General features: G+C 43.4%; 16 protein-coding genes. 9 read left to right on the plus strand and 7 right to left on the minus strand.

Going from position 1 to position 19,056, the window contains the following annotated elements:
• Positions 1 to 6 precede the first annotated feature (6 nt).
• The gene (locus tag A3K91_RS05850) at positions 7 to 576 is read right to left on the minus strand and encodes a thioesterase family protein (protein WP_062844418.1); all 570 of its coding nucleotides are present in this window, start codon (positions 574 to 576) and stop codon (positions 7 to 9) included.
• Positions 577 to 773: 197 nt separating this feature from the next.
• Between A3K91_RS05850 and xthA the strand changes: the two genes are divergently transcribed.
• The 3 genes from xthA to A3K91_RS05865 all read left to right on the plus strand — a co-directional run bounded on the left by xthA (position 774) and on the right by A3K91_RS05865 (position 3,720).
• On the plus strand, positions 774 to 1,598 hold the full coding sequence (gene xthA / locus A3K91_RS05855; RefSeq protein WP_062844419.1) for an exodeoxyribonuclease III: 825 nt from the start codon (positions 774 to 776) through the stop codon (positions 1,596 to 1,598).
• A 94-nt stretch (positions 1,599 to 1,692) separates the two neighbouring features.
• Positions 1,693 to 2,916, plus strand: a complete 1,224-nt coding sequence (argJ, locus tag A3K91_RS05860) for a bifunctional glutamate N-acetyltransferase/amino-acid acetyltransferase ArgJ (RefSeq protein WP_062844420.1) — start codon at positions 1,693 to 1,695, stop codon at positions 2,914 to 2,916.
• A 405-nt stretch (positions 2,917 to 3,321) separates the two neighbouring features.
• Positions 3,322 to 3,720, plus strand: coding sequence for a DUF4377 domain-containing protein (locus tag A3K91_RS05865; protein WP_062844421.1), 399 nt, complete (start codon positions 3,322 to 3,324; stop codon positions 3,718 to 3,720).
• A 101-nt stretch (positions 3,721 to 3,821) separates the two neighbouring features.
• On the opposite strand, the gene A3K91_RS05870 is transcribed toward A3K91_RS05865, so the two are convergent.
• Positions 3,822 to 5,255 carry an L-serine ammonia-lyase gene (locus A3K91_RS05870; RefSeq protein ID WP_062844422.1) on the minus strand — a complete coding sequence of 478 codons (1,434 nt, stop codon included), beginning with the start codon at positions 5,253 to 5,255 and terminating at the stop codon, positions 3,822 to 3,824.
• 565 nt (positions 5,256 to 5,820) lie between these two features.
• On the opposite strand from A3K91_RS05870, the gene A3K91_RS05875 reads away from it, so the two are divergent.
• Positions 5,821 to 7,269: a solute carrier family 23 protein gene (locus tag A3K91_RS05875; protein WP_062844423.1), complete on the plus strand. Its 1,449-nt coding sequence runs from the start codon at positions 5,821 to 5,823 to the stop codon at positions 7,267 to 7,269.
• A 97-nt stretch (positions 7,270 to 7,366) separates the two neighbouring features.
• On the opposite strand, the gene A3K91_RS05880 is transcribed toward A3K91_RS05875, so the two are convergent.
• Entirely contained in the window at positions 7,367 to 8,299 is a 933-nt protein-coding gene (locus A3K91_RS05880) for a DMT family transporter (protein WP_062844424.1), read from the minus strand.
• Between the two features lie 298 nt (positions 8,300 to 8,597).
• On the opposite strand from A3K91_RS05880, the gene A3K91_RS05885 reads away from it, so the two are divergent.
• Positions 8,598 to 9,629: a WG repeat-containing protein gene (locus A3K91_RS05885; RefSeq protein WP_062844425.1), complete on the plus strand. Its 1,032-nt coding sequence runs from the start codon at positions 8,598 to 8,600 to the stop codon at positions 9,627 to 9,629.
• Between the two features lie 140 nt (positions 9,630 to 9,769).
• Here the strand turns inward: A3K91_RS05885 and A3K91_RS05890 are convergent, their stop codons facing one another.
• Positions 9,770 to 10,807 carry an alpha/beta fold hydrolase gene (locus tag A3K91_RS05890; protein WP_062844426.1) on the minus strand — a complete coding sequence of 346 codons (1,038 nt, stop codon included), beginning with the start codon at positions 10,805 to 10,807 and terminating at the stop codon, positions 9,770 to 9,772.
• 27 nt (positions 10,808 to 10,834) lie between these two features.
• A complete protein-coding gene (locus A3K91_RS05895) occupies positions 10,835 to 10,999 on the minus strand; it encodes a rubredoxin (RefSeq protein WP_021814629.1) in 165 nt (54 codons plus the stop codon).
• 355 nt (positions 11,000 to 11,354) lie between these two features.
• Here A3K91_RS05895 and A3K91_RS05900 point away from each other — a divergent pair, with 355 nt between their 5' ends.
• Entirely contained in the window at positions 11,355 to 11,921 is a 567-nt protein-coding gene (locus tag A3K91_RS05900) for an adenine phosphoribosyltransferase (RefSeq protein WP_062844427.1), read from the plus strand.
• 102 nt (positions 11,922 to 12,023) lie between these two features.
• Here the strand turns inward: A3K91_RS05900 and A3K91_RS05905 are convergent, their stop codons facing one another.
• Both A3K91_RS05905 and A3K91_RS05910 read right to left on the minus strand, forming a co-directional pair.
• Positions 12,024 to 12,542 carry a hypothetical protein gene (locus A3K91_RS05905; RefSeq protein ID WP_062844428.1) on the minus strand — a complete coding sequence of 173 codons (519 nt, stop codon included), beginning with the start codon at positions 12,540 to 12,542 and terminating at the stop codon, positions 12,024 to 12,026.
• A gap of 123 nt (positions 12,543 to 12,665) precedes the next feature.
• The gene (locus A3K91_RS05910) at positions 12,666 to 13,607 is read right to left on the minus strand and encodes a transaldolase (protein WP_062844429.1); all 942 of its coding nucleotides are present in this window, start codon (positions 13,605 to 13,607) and stop codon (positions 12,666 to 12,668) included.
• 394 nt (positions 13,608 to 14,001) lie between these two features.
• Between A3K91_RS05910 and pheA the strand changes: the two genes are divergently transcribed.
• The 3 genes from pheA to A3K91_RS05925 all read left to right on the plus strand — a co-directional run bounded on the left by pheA (position 14,002) and on the right by A3K91_RS05925 (position 18,885).
• Positions 14,002 to 15,183 carry a prephenate dehydratase gene (gene pheA / locus A3K91_RS05915; RefSeq protein ID WP_062844430.1) on the plus strand — a complete coding sequence of 394 codons (1,182 nt, stop codon included), beginning with the start codon at positions 14,002 to 14,004 and terminating at the stop codon, positions 15,181 to 15,183.
• A 116-nt stretch (positions 15,184 to 15,299) separates the two neighbouring features.
• Positions 15,300 to 16,442, plus strand: a complete 1,143-nt coding sequence (gene hisC / locus A3K91_RS05920) for a histidinol-phosphate transaminase (RefSeq protein WP_062844431.1) — start codon at positions 15,300 to 15,302, stop codon at positions 16,440 to 16,442.
• A 100-nt stretch (positions 16,443 to 16,542) separates the two neighbouring features.
• Positions 16,543 to 18,885, plus strand: coding sequence for a bifunctional prephenate dehydrogenase/3-phosphoshikimate 1-carboxyvinyltransferase (locus A3K91_RS05925; RefSeq protein WP_237182761.1), 2,343 nt, complete (start codon positions 16,543 to 16,545; stop codon positions 18,883 to 18,885).
• Positions 18,886 to 19,056 lie beyond the last annotated feature (171 nt).

Genomic DNA, 19,056 nt, shown 5'->3' on the forward strand with positions numbered 1-19,056 from the left:
GCGTCATCATTTATGGGTCTGCTGAGTAATGGCGTTTTGGATGGCATCATGTAATGCTCTTGGAACACGAATAGGGCGCATGGGGGTACTATAAGCAGCAGCATTGTCATCTTTAGACACTGGGTCAGGCTTGACCTGATTTTGCACGCAAGCAATCACAATTTTAGCGCGACTTAACAGACTGTCATTGGTTTTACTAGTAGCGTTATTATCAGGCAGATGGCGATGAATGCTTTGGTAAAAGATCATGCTAGCAGGTTTGAGCTCGACTTTATCGATACGCACATTGATGACTTCATCTAAAAGAATGGCTTTTTTGTAGTGTAAATCTGCTTGACTCACGACAAAATGCTGTATGTCACCATGGTCACTCTGTAAAAAATAACCATTTAGACCAAGGTGAGTAAACCAGTCACGGCGGCAATTTTCAAAGAACACCAAATGATTGGCGTGATAAACTATACCACCAGCGTCAGTATGGTTAATATAGACGTTATAATCAGTCGCAAATAGTGGCGTGGTAGAGTTGTCAGGTTTTGAGGATGCATCTGTATGGTTATTTATAGGGGTCGTCATAGTGGGACTCAGTAAAGTTATTTAATAAAAAGCGATGTATGTGATAATAAACGTTACTCTAACTTAAGATACAAAGGCACGCAACAGATAGGCTGTCTACGTCTGTTATCATAGTCATTTGTTTGTCGTTACAAGTCATGTGTTCGTTCAGTACCTTCTCTAGTCAAATAGTCTAATCAATCAGTATAGGATGGTTTATGCCTCGTTTTGTCAGTTTTAATATCAATGGTATTCGCGCCCGCCAACATCAGCTTGAAGCTGTACGAGAGGTCATCGATCCCGATGTAATGGGTCTACAAGAAACGAAAGTGCATGACGAGCAGTTTCCACTAAAAAACATAGAAAGTCTTGGTTATCATATTGAATACTTCGGTCAAAAAGCCCATTATGGCGTGGCATTACTGTCTAAGGTTGCGCCTATTTTTGTACAAAAAGGCTTTCCGGGTGAAGACATAGAAGCACAAAAGCGCTTTATCCATGCACGTTACGTGATAGAAGGTCGCGAAATTGATGTGCTTAACGGCTACTTTCCACAAGGCGAGAGTCAGGATCATCCCACCAAATTCCCAATGAAGCGTGCTTATTACGCAGATTTGATGGCTTATATCGACACTTTAAAAGCAGAAGGGCGTTCACTCGTCATTATGGGGGATATGAATATTGCCCCAGAAGATATTGATATCGGTATTGGTGAGGTCAACGCAAAGCGCTGGCTAAAAAATAGAAAAACGTCGTTTTTGCCAGAAGAGCGTGCATGGTATAGCGACTTGATGTCACGCGAGCTGACCGATACGTATCGTTTGCATTATCCAGAGAGTACAGACTTGTATAGCTGGTTTGATTATCGCAGTGGAGGATTTAACGACGACCCTAAGCGCGGCTTACGTATCGACCATATTTTATGTACCGCTGACTTGGTAGAGGCATGTGTCGATGCTGGTATCAGTTATGAGTTGCGAGGCATGGAAAAACCTTCTGACCATGCGCCCATTTGGTCAGCATTTGACTTAAGTAAGCTTTGATATATGCAGGGCTTTTAATAGAGTAGGGTTCATATCGTATTGGTTAAATTTTTTATTCAAATAACACTAAAAATTGAGAAATAAGGATTCAATAATGGCTGTCGGAAATGTTGCAGTACCTAATACTATTTATCCTATTGAAGGCATTAGACTAAGCGCCACAGCAGCAGGCGTACGCTATAAGAATCGTGATGATCTAGTGGTCATTGAGATCGTTGATACGGCCACCACTGCAGTTGTGACCACTAAGAATACGTTTTGTGCGGCACCCGTGCGTATATTGCGCGAGCACTTTGCCAAAGCCAATCCGCGCTATTTGATCACCAATACAGGTAATGCCAATGCAGGCACGGGCGCTGATGGTAAACGCCGTGCTATGGATATCTGTCAAGCGTTAGCAACCAAAACAGGCGTCGATATCAGTGCCGTATTGCCATTCTCTACTGGCGTGATTGGTGAACCGCTTAATAGTGATGCTGTGATTAATGGCTTGGACAATGCGCTTGCCAATTTAGCGTCTGACAATTGGCTGGCTGCAGCGAATGGTATTCGTACTACTGATACTATCCCTAAGCTTGCAAGCCAAAAAGTCGATATTGACGGTATCAGTTATCACATTACTGGTATGTCAAAAGGCTCAGGCATGATACGACCTAACATGGCGACCATGCTGGGCTATGTGGCAACAGATGCCAACATTGCGGCTGATGTATTACAAGAAATGCTGAGTGCCATCAATGAGCAGTCGTTTAATCGCATTACCGTTGATGGGGATACTTCAACCAATGACTGCTGTGTATTGATTGCGACAGGTAACGCCAGCTCGGATGTGATTGACAGTCCAACGCATCCGCATTATCAGGCAGTTTTTGCCGCCTTGACAGAAGTGTTTGTACGTCTGGCGCAGCTCATTGTACGTGATGGCGAAGGGGCGACCAAGTTTATGACGGTAAAAGTCACGGGTGGTAAGACAACGCAAGAATGCTGCGATGTGGCATACGCAGTTGCACATTCACCATTGGTCAAAACAGCATTCTTTGCCAGTGATGCCAACTGGGGTCGTATCCTAGCGGCAGTGGGTTATGCTGGAATTGAAGATCTGGATACAGAACAAGTCGATGTATATTTGGATGAGGTAATGATTTGCCAAAATGGCGGCGTTGCTAGCACTTATACAGAGGAAGCAGGTAAAGCTGTGATGAGCCGTGCTGAAATTACCATTCATATTGATTTGGCACGTGGTGATGCCAGTGATACGGTTTATACGTGTGATCTGTCATACGATTATGTCAAAATCAATGCGGACTATCGCAGTTGATATTTTTAGATCGAAGCGTTTAATCAGTATTATCATGAAGCCAGAGCATAGATTGCTCTGGCTTTTTGCAATTTGCGGATTATCATTTTATACCATTATCTTATACGTTTTATTAACATCAGTTGCAAAAGCTGACGTTACTTTACAAAGCAGTCATAGAGCGAATGCAGTCTTGCATCCTATACTAGCCTCAGTAAACAATAGACGACATTGCTAATAACGTAGTAAATTTTCAAAAGCCTTACTTTATTCATTTGATATTGGCAATAGCGTCATAATAATCACTAAAACTGCCTACAAATTTTGAGTATGTACTAAACAAGACAGGACGTTTATAACAATAAATTCAATCCAGTAGGCGATAAAGAAAATATAAACATAGATTAATTCACTGAGGATTTGATAATGAAAAAATTAGCACTTGCAGCATTGATGACAACTTTTGCCCTTTCAGGTTGTTCTACGATGGGTATGGACAACGAGCGTACCATGGTTGTTGAAGGACAGCCTATGAACGTTAAAATCGTCAACATTCCAAGTTTTGAGGTAGAGATCGCTCCACGTAAAGCAGTATGTGATCTGACAGCCACTGATGGTAGCAAAGTAGAGTCACAGTGCCTACAATACCGTCAGACTCACCAGAAAAACTTCAATACGCTAAACGGTAACATCCAAGGCTTCACTTATGAGCCAAACTATCGCTATGTACTTGATGTTCGTCAAGAAGCAGTGACTGCTGAAGGTTCTGATATGGTACAACCAATCTGGATTCTAAATGAAGTGGTTTCAAAAACGGCTGAATAATAGCAGTATGATGCTGACTTAGAGTGATGAGTCAACAGTAATGAAAAAGCCTCTAATACGTTAGAGGCTTTTTTGTATGGGCAGTATAGCGGTAACTGCTACTAGCATTGACTGTAGTTAACGGTAACACCGCGAGTGGCGGTAGGAATGCGATTGTCCGCATAAATTGCCAAACCACCACGAGCCGTTTCTTTATATTTATCAGACATATCTGCACCTGTCTGCTTCATGGTCTCTATTGCCTTGTCTAAAGAAACAAAGTGCTGACCATTACCTCTACAAGCAAGACGTGCCGCATTGATGGCTTTGACGGCACCCATGGCATTACGTTCGATGCAAGGTACTTGTACCAAGCCACCAATCGGGTCACAAGTCAAACCTAAATTGTGCTCGATACCAATTTCAGCGGCGTTTAAACATTTGGCTGGCGAGCCATTCATGATTTCTGCCAATGCCGAACCTGCCATGGCACAAGCAGAGCCCACTTCACCTTGACAGCCAACTTCGGCACCAGAGATTGACGCATTTTGCTTGATTAAGCTACCGATAGCGGTGGCATTCAATAAAAATTTGCGCACGCCATCTTGGCTATAATTGGGCAAAAAATCCCGATAGTAATGCAATACGGCTGGAATGATACCCGCAGCACCGTTGGTTGGGGCAGTGACGACTTTACCACCGTTAGCATTTTCTTCATTGACGGCAAGCGCATACAAATCGACCCAATCCATGGCGGCAAGCTTATCTGTTTTCGATATGGGTTGATCTTTTTCAGTACATAGCTGCAAGTATAAGCCCTGTGCACGGCGTTTGACATCCAAACCACCAGGTAAGATACCGCCATTTTCACAACCTTGCTTGACACAGTCTTGCATCACGTCCCAAATGCTGTCCAAATAGGCAAATATTTCTTCTTTTTCATGGAAGTAGCATTCGTTTGCTAAGACCAAGTCACTGATACTCAATCCATGCTGAGAGCATTGATCTAAAAGCTCTGCCGCGTTGTTGAAGGGATAAGGAACGCGATCAATTGTTGGGCTGGCTTGATCTTCATCAGGATTGGTGGCATCTTCTTCATTAATGACGAAGCCGCCGCCGACGGAATAATAAGTCTGCTGATAACGAGTACCATCCTGCAATATTGCTCGAAGGGTCATTGCGTTAGGATGATAAGGCAAAACAGTATCATCGTACCAATGGATATCTTGCTCTGTATCAAACGCAATGGTATGAACGCCCGAGACATTCAATTTTTTATCAGAAAAAATAGGGGACAGATAACTACTAGTCATACGAGTATCGATGGTACTAGGGGTATGACCAAGTAGTCCTAACAGTATCGCCGTATCAGTGGCATGCCCTTTGCCTGTGGCGGCCAAAGAACCGTAAAGTTCGATTTCTATTTTTTCAACGGTTTGTAATTCTGCCTGTTGGTTCAATGAGGCCAAAAATAAATTTGCGGCTACCATTGGACCGACGGTATGAGAGCTTGATGGACCAATACCAATTTTGAATAAATCAAAAACACTAATCATAATAAATTACCGAAAATTTGGAGCGTTTGAGTATGGGACATCCATTCCCAAGAGCGCTTTTACTAAAAATATGAGAGACAGCTTGCATTTTTATGCACGGGTAAAGATGGGCATAAGGCGCTGTCTATGAAAATGTGTAAATCAAAGAGTGTACATGGTGACTGAATAATAACTTTTATTTATTTTGAAACTCCGTTATCATGCTCGGAGCCAGTGATTATGTAACATCCTGTAAGTGATCATCGCCATAGTGTACATCGAGTCATAGGCGATTGAAACCAGTTTCAGTAGAACACATCTGGCCTTATACCTCTATCAAATAATGATCATCATACCAAATAGTACTTTTGGTTTGTCATATTAGAACATAAATGAATGAATGGGGATGGCATATTATAGATGGGAATATATAGAGTTGCTATGGATAAAATAGCCAATCACATAATAATCCTATCGACTGTTTCTATGGTTTACTCAAGACACTTTTGCTCCATACAGTTTTACTCAATTTCTAGTTCACCAGATATTTTAGCCTATTACTTTAGCCAACATAGGACAAGCGCGCATGCCCTCTCAAATAGATCCTTCATCACCTGTAGAAAACAGCGCTAAAAATCAGTCAGCTCATAATACCTTGGAGGCTGCAGGTATAGATTCAGCCTCTAGCACTTACTCACATAATCCAGATTTTGAAAACGGGCGCTGGTTTCCAACATGGCAGCCTTACAAAGGCAATCTAGACCGTGATCCAGTGGGTATTAATGAGTATTTGCCACCATCAAAAAGTGTATTACTTGGTATACAACATACTTTTGCAATGTTTGGGGCGACCGTACTGGCACCGCTTTTAATGGGATTTGATCCTAATTTAGCCATTTTGATGTCTGGTATTTGTACAGTGATGTTTTTTATGATCACTGGTGGACGCATGCCAAGTTATTTGGGTTCAAGCTTTGCTTTTATTGGTCCAGTGATTGCTGTGACGGCTTATGCAGGTGCAGGGTTCAATGACAACCTGAACGTTGCATTGGGCGGCATCATGGCTTGCGGTATTATTTATGCGTTGATTGGTCTACTGGTAATGAAAACGGGCACAGGCTGGATCGAGCGATTGATGCCGCCAATCGTTACAGGTGCCATCGTAATGATTATTGGTCTAAATTTAGCACCAGTTACTATTCAAGGGGTTTCTGCCAATCAGTTCGATGCATGGATGGCCACGTTGACGGTATTACTCATCAGTGTGGTGGCAGTGTTTACCAGAGGGATGCTACGCCGTTTGCTATTGCTTGTGGGATTGGTACTGTCCTATATTGCCTATTTTGTGATGACCAACATATTGGGCTTTGGAACAGCCATTGACTTCAGCAGTGTGGCAGCGGCCTCATGGTTTGGACTGCCAAGCATTCATACGCCGCGCTTTGAGATGAGCGCTATTATTTTAATTGCCCCAGTAGCCTTTATTTTGGTTGCAGAAAACTTAGGGCACTTTAAAGCGGTTGAAGGTATGACTAAGGTACGAGTAACGCCTTATATGGGCCGTGCCTTCTTTGCTGATGGACTCGCGACGACTTTTTCGGCAGGGTTTGGTGGGACAGGTGTCACTACGTATGCTGAAAACATCGGTGTAATGGCCGTGACAAAAGTATATAGCACCACAATATTTGTAGTAGCGGGTTTGGTGGCCATTCTACTAGGACTGTCGCCAAAGTTTGGTGCCATTATTCAGACCATTCCAGCGGCATTGTTGGGCGGTGCCTCTATTGTAGTATTTGGCTTGATTGCGGTGGCAGGTGTGAAAATCTGGATAGACAGTCACATTGATTTTAGCAAAAACAGCAACCTGATTATCGCTGCTGTCACTGTCATCATGGGTACAGGTAACTTTAGCCTGCACTTAGGCGGTTTTGATTTGGGCGGTATTGGTACGGCTACCTTGGCCGCTATTATACTCAATGCTTTATTCAATTATGGATCTGAGGCAAAAGATACCAACAAATCACTAGCCAAATAATCATTGCTATAGCAGTCGGTTATTGATTGAGTTCACATAGTTGAAAAAGCGCTTCTCTTATCTAGAGAAGCGCTTTTTTTTGCAAAAAATATCAAGCTTATTTGTAATCACGCTTATAAAACCGTGAAAAAAATCGATAACGGCGCAGGGCACGCGGCTTAGGTTTTAAAGAGCCCAAGTAAATAGCAAACATGGTTAATAGCGCACCGCTCCATTGTAAGGTATTGATGGGCTTATCCAGCCAGCTATAATCAATGACCAACGCAGCAATAGGCTCCGTCAATAGTAATAGCCCCGTCAATGCCAATGAGAGCTTAGGGATAGAGTAGGCGATTAAACCCCAGGCTAAGCATTGCATCACCGTCCCATAGATCAGTATCCAACCAATCTCCGACCACGTATTGGGTAAAATATTGCCCATATCAAACACTAGCATCGGGACAATCATCGCTAAAACCCCGCCAATACTAATCAATTGCATGAGCATAAATATGGGTGTTGGTTCTGTATCATGCGTTTTTCGGATAAAAGTCATAGATGCCGCCAGCATTGCCCCAGACAGAATACCACTGACAAACCCCCAAGTGGCCGCTGTATTGTGCGCAAATTCAGGACTGCCAATCATCGCAACCCCGAGCATGGCTAAAAATAAGCTGATTAGCTGAAGGATGGATTGACGCTCATTGAAGTATAAAAACCCAATCGCGGCTAAGAAAAAGATCTGTAGACTATTGAGTAAAGTCGAGATGCCTGGGCCGACGGCATAAATACTCTCGTGCCAAAGCGCCAAATCCAGTCCTAAAAACACACCAGACAATAAGCTATAAAAAATAGCACGCCTTGAGCGAGGTAGGCGTTGTCCCATCATTTTGGCTAAAGCCGCAAACACGATACCAGAAACCAGCAATCGCCAAAAAGACATCGCCCAGCCACCGACATCTACGTGAGCGACAATCAAACTACCCAGTCCAAATATGACACAACCAATGACTAAGCCAATAGGTGCAGATCGTGAAGAAGCGATAGCCATAGACTGTCCTTAAATCAGTATTATTTTTTAATGGTTTAACAGCGTTATCAATGTAGGGCATATTGTCGAGGGTTTGACCCTAAATTGAAATGCCTAAATGCTCATTTATGTTTATTTTTTAAATGGCAGCTCATTGTATTGCGTTTTTTTAAGTGCAGAGAGGTATACAGTCGAGTCACCTACGTGCAGGAATGATGTTAGCGTAGATAACAGTGTTTATCGCTTTAGTGGTTTATAATGGTTATATCTTATCTACATTTGTATTAAAAATTTCAATATCATTGGTTTAGGTCTACTTATGTTTCGACGTTTATTACCAACACGCCAGTCCTCTTTGATACTCAGTTTGCCACGAACATTGTCGCAATATGGTTTAACGCTGAGTATTTTATCTGGCGCTCTAATTGCGATGCCAACTGCCCAAGCAGCCAGTTGTAAAATTCCCAAAAGCTACTACAAAAATGTCTCCTGTACAGCGAACAGTGGCTATTTTTTAGCAATAAAAGATTTTGGCGCGCCCGTGGCATTGATCAACAATAAAGGCAAAAGCGTGGTGGATCTCTCGCGCTATCAAAAAGTCGATGTCAATAAGTTGTCAGGTGGTCTGCTGCCAGTGCAGCGTAATAATCGAGTCGGTTATCTCAATATGAAGGGTCGCGAAGTCGTTCCTGCAATGTATGATATGCTCTCAGAAAGCCAAGGTTGGGCGCGTCCGGTATCTGATGGACGAATTGTGGTAAAAAAAGATGGTAATTATGGCGTCATTAATACTGCCAACAAAATTATTGTGCCATTTTCGGCAGCAATTAGTGATATTGATGATTATCAAAATGGCATGGCACGGGTACGTAAAAACCGAGCAGTTAGCTGGCTTGATAAAAATGGTAAAACAACAAACGAACCAAGTAATGCTGATAGTGACGAATTTGCGGCTAGATCGTCGGCGAATAAAAATAGCAGCAGCTCATCCGCCCAGACCAAGCAAGCGGCATCTAATCGCTTTACGACGCTGGACGCACGTCAGCAGGATGGCAAATGGGGATACGTCGATGACAATAACGTGACTATGATTACTTATTCATTTGATGAAGCACGGCCATTTTCTGAAGGATTGGCTGGCGTACGTATCGGTAAGGACTGGGGATTTATCAATCTCGGCGGTGAGCTGGTGATACCTTTTCGATTTTCTAATAGCGGTGTGTCAGCCAAAGGCAGCTATAAAGGCCAGTCAGCATTTATATTCAAAGACGGCAAAGCTTGGATTGGTAATTTAAAGAACGGTAATAAGATGTGCGTTGACACAAAAGGGGAAGGGGTTCGCTGTGAATAAAGCTCACATCTATATAGACGATTTACTATGAGAGAAACCCCCTGTTATTGGTATAAAAAAGAGTGTAACGCCTATTAATGTATCAATAGGTTTTACACTCTTTTTTACTGCCGATTTGCTCAGACAACCAAATGCTAAGATTACTTAGCCAATAAGTGATTACTAATCAAATCGACCATATAAGGCTGATAATACTCAGGAATATCGTGTGCCATTCCTTCAATTAAGTGGAATTTAGCGTTAGGAATGGTTTTGGCAACCACGCGTCCTTGTGAAGGAGGTAGTAGGCCATCTGCGCTACCATGTAGGACGATAGTAGGCGCTTTGACCTGCTTACTAAAACGACTGATAGAGCCTGATGCCAAAATAGCGTTAAGCTGCTGTACCGTACCAAGCGGATGAAAGTTGCGCTGATAACGTAACTTAGCAATTTCACGCACCATACGTACGTTGACATGACCAGGCGTACCCACCGTCTTCATGAACCAAACACTATGGCGTACAATATCACGCTCAGAGTGACTTTCAGGACGGTTAATAAGCGTGTAAAGCTGTTTGGGTTTTGGTGGACGTAAAAATGCACGATTGGTTGAGGTAAACATCAACGCCATTCGTTTAACAAGGCTTGGATAACGGGCAGCCACAATCTGTACAATCATACCGCCCATAGAAGCGCCAAGCAGATGCGTCGGACCGAGGTTAAGGGCTTTAATCAAACGGGCGGTATCTTCTGCCATATCTGTCAGATTGTAAGCAACGGGCGCGCCTTTATTAGAAAGCCCTGTTTGTAGACGCATCATCATTTTGAATTGACTGATACGCGGTAGCCCCTCAATTTGGACTTTAGAAGACAAGCCAATATCACGATTGTCAAAGCGAATGACAAAAAAACCTGCATCAATGAAGCGCTTGATAAAGTTGTTTGGCCAAAATACCATCTGTGAGCCAAGTCCCATCACCATCAATAAAGGGGGATTGTTGGGATTGCCACCAGCCTCCACACAAAGCTCAATACCATCGCCAATATCAATCATTGCCTGGTAGAGATGCTCGCTCAGGTCAGAATCACCCCATTGATGTTCACCAAATTTCTGCCACTCAGGTGTTGGGTAGCTGCTTGAATGTTCAGCCAAGCTTTCAGACAGTTTAGTGTCATTGCTATCGTTTGATTTTGTCATGAAGTATCCTAATTAGAGGGTCATCTACTAAATCTCAAGCATCTCAAAATCTAGCTTGCCAACACCGCACTCTGGACAAGTCCAGTCATCAGGAATGTCTTCCCATTTGGTGCCAGGCGCAATGCCTTCTTCAGGACAGCCGAGCTCTTCATCGTATATCCAGCCGCAGACAATACATTCATAACGTTTCATAAATAGTCCTATCGATCATTACCGGTATTACAGTAAGTTGTTAACGCGCATATTTAGAGTCACAGTCACTATATTAGACTGCAAAAACGCACGTAGTTTAGCATATAACCTTTGCTATATGGCTAGGGTTTTCGTAGTTAAGTTTACACTTGTATATTGAGATAATTTGGTTTTTATCAAGGTCATTGATTGCGAATTATCAAAATCACTGGCGCTATTGTGATGGCTCATGCCCCAACATTTCTATCAGCTGTGATATAATCATCGCCGAAAAATTATAACGATTTTCAGTACTTAAGATCGTTAAATTATTATCTCTATACTGTTATCTAAGCCATATATATTAAGGGTCATTATGAGCAGCAATGCCGCTATATCCGCGAACAACGACGCCGAACCTTCTGATATGCTCAATACTGACCATCAGTTTTGGCAAATTATCCGTACCGTACCAGACTTCCCAAAAGTCGGGATTGATTTTTATGATATTACGCCGTTATTGCGCAGTCATGTTAATGAGGTCATCGATGCATTACTTGCTGCTTTGCCAAAAGGATTATTGGATGAAGTCGACTGTTTGGGTGCAGTCGAAGCACGTGGTTTTGTGTTTGCAAGCTTGCTGGCAGGCAGATTAGGTAAGGGTATGATTTTGCTACGCAAGCCTGGCAAGTTACCACCGCCAGTGGCAAACAAAGCCTATGCACTAGAATATGGAAAAGATACTCTTGAGATGCAAAACAATTTGCCACCTGAGCGCGTTTTGCTTGTTGACGATATCTTAGCCACTGGTGGCACGTTGACCACGGCTTATGAGCTTTGCCAATCAGCAAGTCACACTGTGGTCGGTGCATTGGTGTTGCTAGATTTGGTCGATTTACACGGCAAATTTCCTGTACCCGTATATACGGTTTTAAAAGCTTAAGCCGATTGTTCCGCTGTTTTTATAAATTAAGACGGTTACATAAAAAAAGCGCGCTGATATCGTTCAGCGCGCTTTTTTGTTGGTTAGTTTTTACTTAAGCCATTAAACCGATTTTTGATCATTTTCATAGTTTTTACAGGCTTGTTCGACGATAAGACGAGCAATCGTTTTGGGAGTAGTAATGATAAAATCCTTGGTCGTTAATATGGGTTTTTCTGATTGCCAAGATTTGATGACTTTATTATCAGCGCCATAGTCCACATAAGCTCTTTTATAGTAGCTTGCATCTTTGCAGGAGATTAATAACTGCTGATCACTATGATGAAGAATGGTGTCTTTACTGGCTTTATCTTTATTTACTTTGGGTTCTTTCGGTGTTTTACCGTCTTTGTCATCATTTCTTTGTACAGAGTTTTTCTGAGTCGGGTAGGTTCTACGAATCGAAACCGTGATATTGTCCATCGGCTTTTCATCTATGACACTGATGTCAGAGCTTTCGATAGAGTTCAAATCGACACTAAAAATAGTTCCATTAGGACTTTCTGACACTTTTGACCAGTTCACTGCATTTGCGCTGACTGCTAGAGCACTCCCTGCCAATAATACTGATAGCCGTTTCATAATAAAGCCTTGAATAGGGTTGTGAAAAGTAGGCCATAATAGCCAACTTACTGTGAGCAGGCAAATATCTTTTAAGAAGACTGCCTACTCTTAGTATATCGTCAATAACCGTATGTGCTTGTATTAATTGCGCATCGCTGCCAGCATTTGAGCAAGCTCATCACGAGCGCCAATGAAGCCATCAATACCTTTTGGCAGTAAATCTTGTGTGACAGTATCTTGTTGATAGGCAGTACTAAACTCTTCATGCGTTAAGCTTACTCGGGCCATATCTGCCATTTCTAGTGACATACTTGGTGATAGCTGCTGAATAACGTCAGTATTCATTGCTGCTAGCTCATCGATAAGATCAGGTGCGATGGTCAATAGATCGCATCCTGCCAATGCTAGTATTTGCTCAGTTGAGCGGAAACTTGCTCCCATTACCTGTGTGCGGTAATCATGCTGCTTGTAGTATTGGTAAATACGTTTTACGGACTGTACGCCCATATCGTCTGAAGCAGGGACATTTTGACGGTTTTGTTGACGTTTTTGCCAATCTAAAATGCGACCAACGAAAGGTGATATCAGTGTTACGCCAGCATCGGCACAAGCGATTGCTTGGTGCTGTCCGAATAGCAAGGTCAGATTACAGTGAATGCCTTGGGTCTCAAGATAGCGAGCGGCTTCGATACCTTGCCAAGTGGCGGCCATTTTAATTAAGACACGCTCTGAATCAATCCCTGCTTTTTGGTAAGCTTCCATAAACTCTAAGGCTTTATCGATGGTAGCTCCAGTATCATAAGACAAGCGAGCATCAACTTCTGTAGAAACCCGACCTTCAATAAGCGCTAAAATATCACAGCCAATTTGTATGGTAAGCGCATCAATTACCGCATCTACATTGCCATTATGCCGGCTCATGGTTTCAGACAGCATGCCTTGGTTATCAGGATGGATAAGTGCTTTGGTAATAAGGCTGGGGTTGGTGGTCGCATCGATAGGCTTTAGGCGGGCAATCGCATTTAGATCACCAGTATCAGCAACAATAGTAGTCATAGTGCGAAGTTGTTGTAAAGCGCTCATCAAGTATCCTTTTTCAGTTATAGATTTATAGTCTTATTCATAAAGTGGTTTGCTATCGGCATTAAACTGTACCATAGTTTTGAGCCTATGTTACTTCATAGTTTCACTAAGCACTGCTGACATATGTCATAATTTTGCTGATCTTAATTCGCTTACCTATTATTTATACCCGTTTACGCCCATTTACGAATGGGCACTGAGCACAGTTTTTGTTATAGTAGACCTGAGCAGATTTCTGTCTGCCATATTTGCCATTTAGAGTATGGTTCGCTTATGGTAACCATAAAAGATAAGACTGGTAGGGCACAATATTTTTGATAGACTGGTCTATTGCATATTGAAATCAACACAGTAATACTTAACAGATTATAAAATCTAAGAAGGATGGGCGGTAATGAGCGAGCAGTCAACAGAGCAAAACATGGATAATCTGAATCAAGCCATCGCAGGCACTAACGACACTGCAACTGAAAAAGAGTTTTTGGATAATATTCGTCAAAATATTGATGCAGTAGACTGCGAAATCCAAACGTTAATCAACAACCGCGCGAAATTGGCTCAACAAGTGGCGGCCGTGAAAAAAAGCCACACAGCCAATAGTTCATCTAATGACAATAGTAACCCTATTTTTTATCGTCCAGAGCGAGAGGCTCAAGTATTAAAAGCAGTCATGGAACGTAATACTGGGCCAATCGCTGATGAAAAAATGGCCCGTTTGTTCCGTGAAATCATGTCGGTGTGCTTGGATTTAGAAGCGCCGCAGCGCATTGCTTTCCTAGGACCAGTTGGCACCTTTACCCATGCAGCCGCACTCAAACATTTTGGTAAAGCGGCTGATACGGTACCGATGACGACTATTACGGATGTATTCCGTGAAGTGGAAGCAGGAACCGCCATGTATGGTGTGGTGCCTGTTGAAAACTCATCAGAAGGCGTGGTCAATCATACTTTGGATGGCTTCTTGTCTTCGAGTCTCAAAATCATTGGTGAAGTTGAATTACCGATCCATCAAAACTTCTTAGTGGCAGAACACACCAAAATTGATGGTTTGAGCCGTATTTATTCGCACCAACAGTCATTGGCTCAATGCCGTCATTGGCTTGATGTGAATTTTCCCAATGTTGAGCGCGTGGCGGTATCGAGCAATGGGGAAGCGGCACGTCGCTTGAAAAACGAGTGGCATTCAGCTGCGATTGCAGGGGATGTAGCGGTTGCAGAATATGGCTTACATAAGCTGTATTCAAATATTGAAGACAACCCAAGTAACACCACACGCTTCCTTATCATAGGGCATGAGTCTATCGCACCGTCAGGTCAAGATAAAACCTCTATCGTGGTGTCAGCGCATGATAAAGCGGGCGCACTGATCGAAATATTAAAACCGTTGTCTTATCATGGCGTCTCGATGACCAGTATTGAGACACGTCCTGAACGTCCTAATAAATGGGCGTACGTTTTCTTTATTGACATGAATGGTCATGTCGATGACGCAAATGTGAGTGCCGCCATTAATGACATTCGTCCATTGGTAAAAGATGTACGTATACTGGGTTCTTATCCAAAAGCCGTCTTATAGCCTAAGATGTATCGCACCTTTAGCGTATGTGACTATCGTTAACGTATATGGTAGTCATTACCTAACACAACAGGCTCAACCCATAATAGATGTCTGACCACATCTAAGGATAAATCATGAAGTCTACTCAAGCGCCAGAGTCAAATTTATCACCACTAGTGCCTGCCTATGACAGTATTCTAGAGTTGGCACCTTATCAAACAGGCAAGCCAGTTGAAGAGTTGACGCGTGAGTATGGCATCGCAGATGTGGTAAAGCTTGCCAGTAATGAAAATCCAATGGGCTGCTCACCGCATGTGACGCTGGCCGTGACTGAGCAATTGGGGCAACTGGCACGCTATCCTGATGGTAATGGTTATTATCTCAAGCAGGCATTGGCGGATTTTAATGAGGTCGACGTTAAGCAGATTACTTTAGGTAATGGCTCAAATGATCTACTTGATATTTTGGCGCGCAGTTTTGCTGGCACTGATGATGCGATTGTATATAGCCAATATGCGTTCATTATTTATCCGATGCTGGCAAAAATGCAAGGCGCAACGGGTATAGAAGTACCTGCCCACCGTTTTGGGCATGACCTAATAGCCATGAGTCAGGCAGTTCAAGACAATCCCAATACTAAGATGGTGTTTATCGCCAATCCCAATAATCCGACGGGTACGCAGCTCGAGCATAAAGCGCTACATGAGTTTGTGGCTAGTGTGCCAAGTTCCGTATTGGTGGTATTAGACGAAGCCTATATTGAATACAGTCCCGAGAGCAACAATCGCGCGCTGCTGGACGAGTTTGATAACGTGGTCATCGTACGCACTTTTTCTAAAGCTTATGGGCTAGCGGGCTTGCGTATTGGCTATGCATTGAGCTCAGTGGCAGTGGCGGAATTGTTAAATCGTATCCGTCAGCCATTTAACGTCAGCCGTATTGGTTTAGCTGCTGCTGCTGCTGCCCTTGCTGATCAAGATTTTATTGAAAAAACCCGTCAGATGAATGATGAGCAAATGCGTTGGCTTGAAAAGCAGTTTGATGCGTTAGGCTTGGGATTTATCAAGTCGCATGCCAATTTTATTATGGTCGAGGTAGAAGTTGAGATGGAGGACACCACGGCTACTGTGATTTATCAAGCATTATTAGAGCAAGGCGTGATCGTTCGTCCATTGACAGCGTATGGTCTGCCTAATTGGCTACGAATCACTGTCGGCGTAGCAGAGGACAATCTACGCTTGATTGATACCTTACAATCTATCTTGACCGAAGACTGATAAGATCGCCACCATTTTAAAAAACAGCCATTAAATTTTATAACACAAACGCTGTATTGCTTTATCCGTATTGGCGTTTGTTTGTACAATGAGAAAAGTCGTGAGTCGTCAGCAAAAAAATCAAAAAAATAATAATCAAACCTTCTTAAATGCTCAGCCGTCGTTGTTTAAACAAGTTTGTGTGATTGGACTTGGACTCATTGGTGCCAGCCTTGCGCAAGCCATCAAAGACAATGGCTTGAGTGAGCGTTTGGTGGCAGTCGATAGGCATGCGCCCAGTATAGAAGAGGCAATCAAACAAGGTCTGCTGGAAGCCGGCAGCTCAACTCTGAGCGAAGTAGTGGCTGGTAGTGATTTAATTATCATTGCTGTACCTGTACAGGCGGTACAAGCTGTGTTCATGGATATCAAACAGGCAATGGATAGCGGACAGCTCGCTTCTGACTGTATGATTACTGATGTCTGTAGCACAAAAACGAACATCATTGATGCCGCCAAAGCGGTATTTACCTCGCTGCCAATAGGTTTGGTACCTGCGCATCCGATTGCTGGGGCTGAAAATTCAGGGTATCATGCTCGCCGCGCCACTTTATTTGCCAATCATAGTGTCATTATTTGTGAGCTACCTACGACCAATTATGTGGCTATTGCTAAGCTGCGATTGTTGTGGGAGGCGGTGGGAGCAAAGGTGATGCCGATGGAGGCCAATCACCATGATGCCATACTGGCGCATACCAGTCATTTACCGCACTTATTGGCGTTTAATCTGGTAGAGCAGTTGGCCAGTCATGATGACAATTTGGATATGTTTCGCTATGCTGCTGGCGGTTTTCGTGACTTTACTCGCATTGCCGCAAGCGACCCTAAAATGTGGCACGACATCTTTTTTGCCAATCAAAATGCGATTGTCAGTGCGCTTGATGAGTATGGTGTCTATTTACAAACCATGCGTCAGCTGATCATCGATAAAGATTCAACCGCCCTGATGGGACTTTTGGGCCGTGCGCAAGCCGCGCGGCGACATTTTGGCCATATGTTAGCCAGCACCCCTTATACGGATACTTCTGCCATGTCAGCTTCTTATATTATTACGCCAAGCACTACCGTTTCTGGCACCATTACCATTCCTGGTGACAAGTCTATCTCTCATCGCAGTATTATGCTTGGTAGCTTAGCGACAGGCGTTACCCATGTCACTGGATTTTTGGAAGGAGAAGACGCCCTTGCGACGTTGCAAGCGTTTCGTGATATGGGCGTGACCATCGAGGGGCCTGATAATGGTAATTTGACCATTCATGGCGTTGGCATGAATGGCTTAAAACCCAGCAAAACACCGCTGTATATGGGCAATTCAGGCACCAGTATGCGCTTGCTAGCAGGTATTTTGGCGGCGCAACCGTTCGACAGCGTGATGCTGGGTGACACCAGTCTTAATAAACGCCCAATGGAGCGTGTGGCAGCGCCGTTACGTATGATGGGCGCTGTTATCCAAAGTACCGGTCATAGCGGCACCGCGCCACTCAGCATTACTGGCCGAGACACTGTTGGTAAGCCATTACAGGGTATAGATTATGAGCTACCAGTGGCTTCTGCACAGATTAAGTCTTGCTTATTGCTGGCAGGTCTGTGGAGTGAGGGCACAACGACTATTACTCAACCAGAAGTCAGTCGAGATCACACTGAGCGCATGCTATCCGCTTTTGGTTATCCAGTCACAGTCGATGGCAATCGCATCAGTGTGGAAGGAGGCGGTACTCTAGTAGGCGGTGATATCGCTGTGCCTGCTGATATCTCGTCAGCAGCTTTCTTTATGGTTGCGGCAGCGATCAGCCAAGGTAGTGAGTTGACCTTGACACAAGTGGGAATTAACCCTACGCGTACTGGCGTTATTGATATTTTAAAGCTGATGAACGCAGACATTAGCCTAAGTAATAATACGCATGTCGGCGGTGAGCCAGTTGCAGACATTACCATTCGTGCGTCAAACTTGGTTGGTATTGAGATACCAGAGCATTTAGTGCCACTGGCGATTGATGAATTCCCAGTATTGTTTATTGCTGCCAGTTGCGCGCAAGGCCGTACGGTATTGACAGGTGCAAAAGAGTTGCGTGTCAAGGAATCTGACCGTATCGCAGTAATGGCAGAAGGGTTACAAACGCTTGGTATTGAGTGCACGGTTACTGAAGATGGTCTTATCATCGAAGGTAAAGGAACTGGTGGCCAAGACGATCAGATCAATAATAGCCAGCCTGTTTTTGGTGGCGGTCAGATTACCTCGCATCATGATCATCGTATTGCCATGAGCTTTACGGTTGCGAGCTTACGGGCATCAGAGCAAATCATCATCGAAGGGGTTGAGACGGTCAATACCAGCTTCCCAGGATTCGCCGAACTTGCTAATCAAGTTGGTATGTCCATTCAAGTTGAAGATACCAGCATTTAAGCTGATATCATTTTTGAGATAAGAAGACGTTCTAATTTTTAAGTAAATTTATTTTAAACGAGTGGTTATTTTTAGCAATGTATTGATGTCTATGCAGGCGTCAACACATTGCTTTTTAACTTGTATTTTATCTGTAGTAACCCTGCGTGCTTGCCTTTATATAAATATAAG

Origin of the sequence: Psychrobacter alimentarius, assembly GCF_001606025.1 — a bacterium.
Classification (GTDB): Bacteria; Pseudomonadota; Gammaproteobacteria; order Pseudomonadales; family Moraxellaceae; genus Psychrobacter; species Psychrobacter alimentarius.

Coding starts and splice junctions, on each gene's coding strand:
- argJ (WP_062844420.1), top strand. CDS start 1,693: ATGGCTGTCGGAAATGTTGCAGTACCTAATACTATTTATCCTATTGAA.
- xthA (WP_062844419.1), top strand. CDS start 774: ATGCCTCGTTTTGTCAGTTTTAATATCAATGGTATTCGCGCCCGCCAA.
- A3K91_RS05910 (WP_062844429.1), bottom strand. CDS start 13,607: ATGAGCGCTTTACAACAACTTCGCACTATGACTACTATTGTTGCTGAT.
- A3K91_RS05850 (WP_062844418.1), bottom strand. CDS start 576: ATGACGACCCCTATAAATAACCATACAGATGCATCCTCAAAACCTGAC.
- A3K91_RS05900 (WP_062844427.1), top strand. CDS start 11,355: ATGAGCAGCAATGCCGCTATATCCGCGAACAACGACGCCGAACCTTCT.
- pheA (WP_062844430.1), top strand. CDS start 14,002: ATGAGCGAGCAGTCAACAGAGCAAAACATGGATAATCTGAATCAAGCC.
- A3K91_RS05880 (WP_062844424.1), bottom strand. CDS start 8,299: ATGGCTATCGCTTCTTCACGATCTGCACCTATTGGCTTAGTCATTGGT.
- A3K91_RS05870 (WP_062844422.1), bottom strand. CDS start 5,255: ATGATTAGTGTTTTTGATTTATTCAAAATTGGTATTGGTCCATCAAGC.
- A3K91_RS05905 (WP_062844428.1), bottom strand. CDS start 12,542: ATGAAACGGCTATCAGTATTATTGGCAGGGAGTGCTCTAGCAGTCAGC.
- A3K91_RS05875 (WP_062844423.1), top strand. CDS start 5,821: ATGCCCTCTCAAATAGATCCTTCATCACCTGTAGAAAACAGCGCTAAA.
- A3K91_RS05890 (WP_062844426.1), bottom strand. CDS start 10,807: ATGACAAAATCAAACGATAGCAATGACACTAAACTGTCTGAAAGCTTG.
- A3K91_RS05885 (WP_062844425.1), top strand. CDS start 8,598: ATGTTTCGACGTTTATTACCAACACGCCAGTCCTCTTTGATACTCAGT.
- A3K91_RS05865 (WP_062844421.1), top strand. CDS start 3,322: ATGAAAAAATTAGCACTTGCAGCATTGATGACAACTTTTGCCCTTTCA.
- A3K91_RS05895 (WP_021814629.1), bottom strand. CDS start 10,999: ATGAAACGTTATGAATGTATTGTCTGCGGCTGGATATACGATGAAGAG.
- hisC (WP_062844431.1), top strand. CDS start 15,300: ATGAAGTCTACTCAAGCGCCAGAGTCAAATTTATCACCACTAGTGCCT.